This is a genomic window from Negativicutes bacterium, from assembly GCA_018052945.1.
GTDB lineage: Bacteria > Bacillota > Negativicutes > JAGPMH01 > JAGPMH01 > JAGPMH01.
Window position 1 is genome coordinate 46,442 of sequence record JAGPMH010000007.1, and the last position, 6,916, is coordinate 53,357.

Genomic DNA, 6,916 nt, shown 5'->3' on the forward strand with positions numbered 1-6,916 from the left:
CGGATAATTAAAGTAGGTCAATATTTAGGGTGAGGTGTTGATTGTGGAGACTATTTTCAAGAGTGTTAATGTTAAAAGTTTTAAAGATACACAAATTGAAGACTCTAAGATTGAAAAAATTTTATGTGCAGGAATGCAAGCTCCATTAACAAATCATCAACATGATTGGGAATTCGTAGTTACCCAAGGTAAGAAACAAATCACTGAATTAGCTGAAATGAGTCCTTACTCCGGACCGATTCAACGTGCACCGATGGCGATTACGATTGTTTCTAATAAAGAAAAATTAACTTTTGCCGATGCTTGGGAACAAGATTTAGCATCAGCAACCCAGAATATCTTAGCAGAAGCACTGGAACTGGAATTAGGGGGAATGTGGATTGGCGTTGCTCCGTCTTTAGTGCGAATGAAATATTTAAAACATATTTTGAAATTACCAGAGCATATTTTGCCATTTTCCATTATTGCGTTAGGATATCCGATTGAAGAAATTAAACAGATGTCCAACTTTGATTTTAGTAAAATTCATTTTGAAAAGTATTAATTTTTAAAGAGTTTATATTAAAAATAGTATATTGCAGGAATTAATCCTTCTTTGCTGAATAAATAAAGTGAGAGGAGTTTTTATTATGCAATCAGAACTTTTACTGTTGCCAGTCGTTAAAATTTTATTGATAGCAGTATTTTTTTTAGCAGTGTTAATTGAAATAAAAACGGCAGGGACAGGCATTGGTGCTTTATTAGGAATTATTGCGGCTGGTGCTTTGTTTTTTAGTGAATATATGGCAGGTAGTGTATCTTTTTGGGAAATAATAATTTTTTTAATTGGAGTAATTTTTATTACCATTGAGATTATTCTTCCGGGAATTGGTTTATTTGCTATTATAGGAATGCTGGCTATTTTTTATAGCTTTATTATGGCACTAGGAGGCAATATGGCGGCATTTTATGCTTTGTTGCTTAGTTTATTGATTGCCATAATATTTTTTGCTTTAATATTAAAAAAAATACCATCTAGTAAGCTTTGGAATAATGTTGTTTTGAAAGATTCTGAAAGTAGTATTGAGGGCTTTTCTAGTAGTCTTGATTATAGTTCGTTACTAGGAAAGAAGGGTGTTGTAATAGCAAAATTAAGACCGGCAGGAAGTATTGAAATAGCTGAGCAAAAAATTGATGTGATTTCACAAGGTGAATTTATTGATATTGGAGTTATGGTGGAGATAGTTGAAATAATAGGCAATAAGATAATTGTCAAGAAAATTTAAAAAAAGGAAGTGACTGTAATGAGTGAGTTTTTAGGCTTTGCGGCGATTATTATTTTATTTTTAATAGCAATTATGACGTTTTTGCATTTTATTCCACTAGGGTTATGGATTTCAGCGTTAGCAGCTAGTGTTGATGTAGGAATTTTTACTTTGGTAGGAATGAGACTACGCCGAGTTACACCGGCTTATATTGTAATGCCTTTAATAAAAGCTAATAAGGCAGGGATTGATGTTAGTGTTAATCAATTAGAAGCTCATTATTTAGCTGGTGGGAATGTAGACCGAGTTATTGATGCATTAATTGCAGCTCATCGTGCGCAAATTCCTTTACCGTTTGAGCGTTCAGCAGCAATTGACTTAGCAGGTCGTGATGTGCTGGAGGCAGTACAAATGAGTGTTAATCCAAAAGTGATTGAAACACCGACAGTATCAGCTGTTGCGCAAAATGGGATAGAATTAAAAATTAAAGCAAGAGTTACAGTAAGAGCAAATATTGATAGACTTGTAGGGGGAGCTGGTGAAGCTACTATTCTGGCAAGAGTTGGCGAAGGAATAGTAACAACAGTTGGTTCATCTAATGATCATAAAGATGTTTTAGCAAATCCAGATCACATTTCTAGAACAGTTTTATCAAAAGGATTGGATGCTGGTACTGCCTTTGAAATCTTATCGATTGATATTGCCGATGTTGATGTTGGTCGAAATATTGGTGCGGAATTAATGACTGATCAAGCTGAAGCAGATAAGCGAATTGCACAAGCTAAAGCTGAAGAACGTCGAGCAATGGCAGTTGCTCATGAGCAGGAAATGAAAGCATATACTCAGGAAATGAGCGCAAAAGTAGTAGAGGCTCAAGCGGAAGTTCCTCGTGCGATGGCGATAGCTTTAAAAGAAGGACGCATTGGTGTTATGGACTATTATAATATGAATAATATAACAGCTGATACCAAAATGCGTGAGGCTATTGGTCAAATTAATCCGCTAGAAGATGGTAAATAGTGATGGATATTATCAGTATTTTAATCTTTTTTATAATTATTACAATAATTAGTAATTTTATTGAGAAAATTAAAAACAAAAGTGAAAATGAGCCTAATAGTAATGAAAAGTTTGAAATACCGACTTTAAAACATAAAAAACCACCAATAAGACTTCCTAATGAAGAAGTGAAAAGTTATAAGGCGGTAATTGAGGGAAAAATAACTGCTGAAGAAGCAAGAGAAAACTTATTTCAGCATCAAAAAGAAAAACAGCAACATAGTTTAAATAAAAAAAACATTCTCAATGGTATTGTTTTTGCTCAAATTTTACAGCCACCAAAAGCGTATCAAAATTTAAATAATCAAAGAAAAGAATAAAAGAAAAGCAATGATATTTTTTTAGACTATATCATTGCTTTTTATTTTTTGTTAAAATAAATTTAGTGTATTGAAAGCTATGAGGAGATTGTTTTGAAAAAAATAAATTTTAATTTTAATTATCGTATTATAATAAAGTTTAGTTTGCTATTATTGCTAATAAGCATTAGTGCGGTTTATATTATATCAACAATGGTAGTTTGGAATTTATCGCATCCAAGTCGAGAAAGAGTATATTATAATATTAGAAAAGATTTTATAGAGGCCGAAGATATAGGGTTTTATAGCAGGAAAAATGATGTGTTTTTAAAAGGCTGGTTAATAAAAGCACCGGACAATAAGAAAACAGTTATTTTTGCGCATGGTTATGGTAAAAATAGATTACAAGATGATGTGCCATTAATCGATCTCGTAACAGAACTACATAAGCAAGGTATCAATGTTGTAATGTTTGATATGCGTAATTCTGGCGAATCTCAAAAAGCGTTGACAACGATTGGCTACAACGAAGCCTATGATTTGTTGGGAGCGTATGATTATATTTTAAATAGAAATGATGTTAATAATGATGTTGTGTTACATGGTTTTTCGATGGGGGCAGTTGCTACTATTTTAGCGGCGGAAAAAGAACCGAGGGTTAAAAAAATAATAGCTGATTCACCGTTTGCTGATTTAAAAATGTATATGGAAGATAAATTATCCATATGGTCAAATTTGCCGCCATTTCCGTTTAATTTTACTTGTATTCAAATGACTCCGCTAATTAGTGAATTAAGTATTGAAGAAGTAAGTCCGCTTCATAAAGTTAAGAATTTGAAAAATACGAAGATGCTATTAATTCATGGATTAAATGACAACGATATTGATGTGAAAAACAGTGAAATTATTGCCAATAATTATAGTGATGCTAAGCTAATAACGTTTCCTAAGGCGGAACATGTAAAGTCATATTCAGTTGATAAAGATAAATATGTGAGAAATATTACAGAATTCATTTTGCAAGAATAAGCCTTTTGACAGTAGCTTCATTGTATAATTAATATAAAAGTGGTATAGTTAAGAGTAGAGCTTTTTTATTATAAAAATAGGAGGAAAAAGATGTTTAATTTTAGTTTTAAAAATAAGGACAATGAGTTCTTTGAATTATTTGCTAAAAGTGCTGACTTATTTCATGAAGGTGCATTAGTATTACATGATGGTGCTGAAGATAATGCTAAGTTAAAGCAAAAAATGGAAGAGATTGCAACGCTTGAACATGCGGCAGATGATATTAATGATGAAATCATCGACAAACTTAACCAAACTTTTATTACACCTATTGATCGCGAAGATATTTATGCATTGGCAACAAGACTGGATGATGGTGTTGACTATATTCAAGAAACTGTTCAAAGAATGGTGTTATATCGTACAGGCGAAGCTAGTGTTGGTTCGATTGACTTAACAAGAATTTTAGTTGATTGTACGGCTGAATTAGTTAAAGCATTTAATCTAATTAAAAATATTAAAGGAAATCAACAAAAGATTTTAGAATTCACTCAAAAAATTAAAGTGTTGGAAAGTGAAGGCGATAAAATTTATCGCAAAGAAGTAGCTTGTTTGTTTGAAACATGTAATGATCCAATTGAGATTATTAAGTGGAAAGAAATATTAGAACATTTTGAAGAGTGTATTGATCATTGTGAAGATATTGCAGACTTACTAAGAGGCGTGGTAATGAAATATGCTTGAGTATTTAATTTTTACAGTAGTCATCTTAGCATTGCTATTTGACTATATTAATGGTTTTCATGATACTGCTAATGCTATTGCAACATCTGTTTCGACCAGAGCAATTCCCCCTAAAGTTGCGGTTTTGTTTGCCGCTGTGCTAAATTTTGCTGGAGCAATGTTTAGTACCGGAGTAGCAAAAACTATTGGTGGCGATATTGTTAGTTCTGCTAAAATGGTTGATCAACATATCATTATTGCAGCATTGGTTGGTGCAATTTTTTGGAATTTACTAACATGGTGGAAGGCAATTCCTAGCAGTTCTTCACATGCTTTAGTTGGTGGTATTATGGGAGCGGTATTAATTTCAACCGGTACAACCGGGTTAAATTGGTTTGGCATTATGAAAATTGTTGCATCATTAATTTTATCGCCACTACTTGCTCTAGGAATTGGCTTTTTAATAATGAAAACATTAGGTTTTATTTTTTGTAATTTTGCTCCGGCCAAATTAAATCATAAGTTCAAAAAAATGCAAATCTTATCAGCTGGTTTAATGGCATTTTCTCATGGATCTAATGATGCACAAAAGGCAATGGGTATTATAACACTAGCACTGTTAAGTGGTGGCTATATTAATACATTGGAAGTTCCTACTTGGGTTAAATTAGCTGCTGCTACAGCAATGGGTCTTGGTACCGCGGCCGGTGGTTGGAAAATAATCAAAACAATGGGTGGGAAAATTTTTAAACTTGAGCCAATAAGCGGTTTTGCGGCAGATTTAAACTCATCAATGGTTGTTTTCGGAGCAACACTATTACATTTACCAGTTAGTACTACTCATGTTGTATCTGGCTCTATTATGGGGGTTGGTACAGCGAAGAGACTTAGCGCAGTAAGATGGGGCGTGGCTCAGCAAATGTTGATGGCGTGGGTATTAACTATTCCTTGCACGGCTTTGGTTAGTGCGATCACTTATAAAATTGTCATGTTATTATTTTAAAAATAACAGCCTATGAGGTGTAATTATGGAAAAGAATGAAGTACTTATTAATATTAATGATAAAGATTTTAGCTTTACAAAAGGCATAACAATAGGCGGAATTTTAGAAAAAGAAAATTTTAGTACAGATGCAGCAATTATTGCTGCATCTGTTAATAATAAGGTTAAAACATTAAATTATAAAATTGAGCAAGATTGTAAAATTAATTTTATTGATTTATCCTCAGAGCTAGGCAATAAGATTTATCAACAATCAATATCCTTTGTTTTATTAACAGCTACAAAAGAGTTGTATCCTAAAGCACAAATTAAAATTCAACATTCCTTAGCAGATGCACTTTATGGAAAAATTTATCTCGACAATCCATTAACTGATGATGATGTTTGGGAAATAAAACAAAGAATGCAAGAAATTATAACTGAAAATAGACCAATTATTAGAAAAGTATTTTCTAAAGATGAAGCAATTCAAAAAATTGAAAAATTATGGGGTTGCGAAAAAGTCACGTTGATTAATCAATTGGAACAAGAGGAAATTCCATTATATTATTGTGGGGAAATATATGATTATTTATATAGTTATGTTGTTGATTGTACTGGAGTTTTATCGTTATTTGATTTAAAGCGTTATCGCGATGGCTTTTTGCTAAGTTCACCTAATAAAAATAATCCTAAAAAAATTAAATTTAAAGATTTGCCACGATTAGCTAATGTTTTTGAAGAAGCAGAAGAATGGGGCAATATTCTAAAATGTGGTTATGTCAGTAATTTAAACAAAGCTATTCTTTCTGGTGACTTTAAAGATGTTATAAGAATATCAGAAGCATTGCACGAAAAGAAAATAGCACAAATCGCTGATTACATAAAGAATAATATTGAACAGATAAAAATCATTTTAATTGCGGGACCATCATCTTCGGGGAAAACTACCTTCGCTAGGCGGCTAGGGATTCAACTAAGAGTTAATGGTATTGAACCATCTGCCATTTCTTTAGATGATTATTTTTTAAATCACACCGAAACACCGCTGGACGAATTCGGTAAAATGGATTTTGAATCAATCGAAGCTTTAGACTTAGAACTATTCAACAAACATTTAATTCAACTCTTAAACGGTGAAGAGGTTGAAATTCCAAGATATAATTTTGTAACTGGTAGTAGAGAAGCAAGCGGTCATAAAATGAAGATTAATCCTAAGCAACCGATTATTATCGAAGGAATTCATGGTTTGAATGAAAGGTTAACCAAAGATTTACCGCGTGAAAGTAAGTTTAAAATCTATATTAGTGCTTTAACGCAGTTAGCCTTAGATAGTCATAATAGAATTTCGACAACTGATGCTAGATTATTAAGAAGAATGGTTAGGGATCATAATTTCCGTGGCAATAGTGCACTTGGTACGTTGCAACAATGGGCATCGGTTAGACGTGGCGAAGAAAAAAATATTTTTCCGTATCAAGAAGATGCTGATATTATGTTTAACTCTGCGCTGATTTATGAACTAGCTGTGTTGAAAAAATATGCCGAAGAATTATTAATTGAAATTCATGAAGATATGCCTGAATATGTTGAAGCGAAAC

The 6,916-nt window shown here is 32.5% G+C and carries 8 protein-coding genes; all 8 read left to right on the plus strand.

Annotation, left to right across the window (positions count from 1 at the left end; all coding sequences use genetic code 11):
- The first annotated feature begins 43 nt into the window (after window positions 1-43).
- Window positions 44-544, plus strand: a complete 501-nt coding sequence (locus KBI38_02130) for a nitroreductase family protein (GenBank protein MBP8628859.1) — start codon at window positions 44-46, stop codon at window positions 542-544.
- Between the two features lie 85 nt (window positions 545-629).
- The gene (locus KBI38_02135; protein ID MBP8628860.1) at window positions 630-1,265 is read left to right on the plus strand and encodes a serine protease; all 636 of its coding nucleotides are present in this window, start codon (window positions 630-632) and stop codon (window positions 1,263-1,265) included.
- 18 nt (window positions 1,266-1,283) lie between these two features.
- Window positions 1,284-2,264: a flotillin-like protein FloA gene (gene floA, locus KBI38_02140; GenBank protein ID MBP8628861.1), complete on the plus strand. Its 981-nt coding sequence runs from the start codon at window positions 1,284-1,286 to the stop codon at window positions 2,262-2,264.
- Window positions 2,264-2,623: a hypothetical protein gene (locus KBI38_02145; protein ID MBP8628862.1), complete on the plus strand. Its 360-nt coding sequence runs from the start codon at window positions 2,264-2,266 to the stop codon at window positions 2,621-2,623. The genes floA and KBI38_02145 overlap by 1 nt, the downstream gene beginning before the upstream one ends.
- A 93-nt stretch (window positions 2,624-2,716) precedes the next feature.
- Complete coding sequence (locus KBI38_02150) at window positions 2,717-3,631, plus strand: alpha/beta fold hydrolase (GenBank protein MBP8628863.1); 915 nt, start codon at window positions 2,717-2,719, stop codon at window positions 3,629-3,631.
- A gap of 90 nt (window positions 3,632-3,721) precedes the next feature.
- Window positions 3,722-4,354: a DUF47 domain-containing protein gene (locus KBI38_02155; GenBank protein ID MBP8628864.1), complete on the plus strand. Its 633-nt coding sequence runs from the start codon at window positions 3,722-3,724 to the stop codon at window positions 4,352-4,354.
- The gene (locus KBI38_02160) at window positions 4,347-5,336 is read left to right on the plus strand and encodes an inorganic phosphate transporter (GenBank protein MBP8628865.1); all 990 of its coding nucleotides are present in this window, start codon (window positions 4,347-4,349) and stop codon (window positions 5,334-5,336) included. Before KBI38_02155 ends, KBI38_02160 begins: the two co-directional genes overlap by 8 nt.
- 25 nt (window positions 5,337-5,361) lie before the next feature.
- Window positions 5,362-6,916: nucleoside kinase (locus KBI38_02165; GenBank protein MBP8628866.1), on the plus strand; the 1,555-nt coding region annotated here is incomplete at its 3' end.

Bases quoted from the DNA above. Each gene is read 5' to 3' on its own strand.
- KBI38_02135 (MBP8628860.1), top strand. From the start codon at position 630: ATGCAATCAGAACTTTTACTGTTGCCAGTCGTTAAAATTTTATTGATA.
- floA (MBP8628861.1), top strand. From the start codon at position 1,284: ATGAGTGAGTTTTTAGGCTTTGCGGCGATTATTATTTTATTTTTAATA.
- KBI38_02155 (MBP8628864.1), top strand. From the start codon at position 3,722: ATGTTTAATTTTAGTTTTAAAAATAAGGACAATGAGTTCTTTGAATTA.
- KBI38_02160 (MBP8628865.1), top strand. From the start codon at position 4,347: ATGCTTGAGTATTTAATTTTTACAGTAGTCATCTTAGCATTGCTATTT.